Below are 1,888 nucleotides of genomic sequence, written 5' to 3'. Positions count from 1 at the left end.
CTCACCTCATTTCTTAAGTCTTCTAATTGATTGATACTCTCTAAAAGGAGCTGTTTAATCGTAAGAGGATTTTCCAATGCATTGGCAAGATCTATTCGTGGTGTTGCTACTTGTTTTGCACGTTTTTCACATTCTATAAAATATAAACGAGCTTCTCTACCTTTCTTATTGTTCTCCACCATAGAAAGTTCTTTGGCTACACTTAAAGTGAGAGCATAATCTTTAGAGGGACGACCACCTTGGAGGTTTTTCCCAAAATTGGGAAAAACTATATAATCTCTGTTTTCGACAAAATCATATTTGTTGATGCGTTCAGTAATCCAGTCTGCAAACTTTTTACCTACTCCTAAAAACGCATGTAGATCACGTGCATTTACTGTCTGAATCGCATCGCCATCAATGACTTGTTCTGTAATTTCTATAAGAGTGTTCATGTGAACTCCTAGTTGTTAGATGTTTTTCATTGACACTCTAAAGAGAGTGCCGGGCGCTGAAAAACACGGCAACTAGCCCGTCGTTATGCCTTTCCCATAAAGGGTATTGTATAGCGTAACCACACCCGACAATGCCATTATATGCGTGTAACATACAATGAGTCAAAACTTTTAGTTGGCGGAGAAGAGATTGTTTCGGCAATCCATCCGCTAGTTGCTTTAAGGTGTTTTTCAAGCACCTGATTCGAAAATACACATTGCATAAATAATGTCAAGCTATTTTCGATAATTTTTTATCATCATGCCGGTCTAACAAATACAGCAATCACCCCCCTCATTTTTTTCCCATTCATTTCATTAGCCAACCATTTAAAGGAGTATAAAATGGCAACAGGTTTTCTACACGGTGTTGAAGTCGTTGAAGTTGACGACGGCACCCGACCCCTTCGCGCGGTACAATCGGCAGTTATCGGGATTGTTGGCACAGCACCCGATGCCGATGAACAAGCCTTCCCTCTCAACACACCCGTTTTGGTAGCAGGCTCTCTTTCACAAGCTGCAAAACTGGATAAAACGGGGAAGCGTCAAGGGACCTTACCCAATGCCCTTGATCTTATTTTCAAGCAAGTGGGGGCTATTGTCGTTGTCGTACGCGTGAACGAGGGTGACAACGAAAATGCGACTCTCACCAATATTCTAGGGGGTGTAAACGCAAATGGTGCTTATGAAGGTGTTCATGCTTTCATTGGAGCACAATCCATTGTAGGACAAACACCACGCATTCTGATTGCTCCAGGCTTTACACATCAGCGCCCTTCCAGTGTAAATATTGAAGAGAATGGAACGGGTGCAACTGCCAACCCCGTAGCAGCAGAATTGATTGGCATTGCCGAGCGTTTGCGCGCCATTGTGGTGCTTGATGCACCCAACACAACAGATGAAGCCGCTCTTAGCACAGCAAAGGATTTTGATTCAAAACGCGTCATTCTTATTGATCCATTTGTAAAGGTGAATCGTGATGGAAAAACTATAGAACAGCCGGCAAGTGCAGCGGTTGCTGGTGTCATTGCCAAAACTGATTTTACACACGGTTTTTGGCATTCTCCTTCCAATAAAGTGATTAATGGCATTGTGGGAACTGCGCGCCCTATTGATTTTTCCATTGGTGATCGATCAAGCCGCGCCAACCTTCTCAATGAACAAAACATCACAACCATTATTCGGGAAAACGGCTATCGCCTCTGGGGTAATCGCACCCTTTCAAGTGATACAAAATTTGCTTTCTTATCGGTAGTACGCACCGCAGATATGATCAATGATGCCATTTTGCGCGGGCATCTATGGGCTGTCGACCGCAATATCAAAAAAACCTACATGAATGATGTCAGTGAAAGCGTCAATGCCTATTTGCGTGATTTGAAAGCACAAGGCGCCATTCTTGGTGGGCGCTGTAC

At 43.3% G+C, this 1,888-nt stretch carries 2 protein-coding genes; one reads left to right on the top strand and one right to left on the bottom strand.

What is annotated here, in order from left to right; genetic code table 11:
- Positions 1 to 434, bottom strand: a 434-nt coding sequence (locus ACFIL8_RS09665) for an antA/AntB antirepressor family protein (RefSeq protein ID WP_375689596.1), incomplete at its 3' end; no start/stop codon positions are given.
- Between the two features lie 384 nt (positions 435 to 818).
- Between ACFIL8_RS09665 and ACFIL8_RS09660 the strand changes: the two genes are divergently transcribed.
- Positions 819 to 1,888: phage tail sheath subtilisin-like domain-containing protein (locus ACFIL8_RS09660; RefSeq protein WP_375689594.1), on the top strand; the 1,070-nt coding region annotated here is incomplete at its 3' end.

The organism is Bartonella sp. AP57NXGY, assembly GCF_042195805.1.
GTDB lineage: Bacteria > Pseudomonadota > Alphaproteobacteria > Rhizobiales > Rhizobiaceae > Bartonella.
The sequence above is the reverse complement of the archived record's forward strand: the minus strand, read 5'-3'. Positions and strand labels throughout refer to the sequence as shown.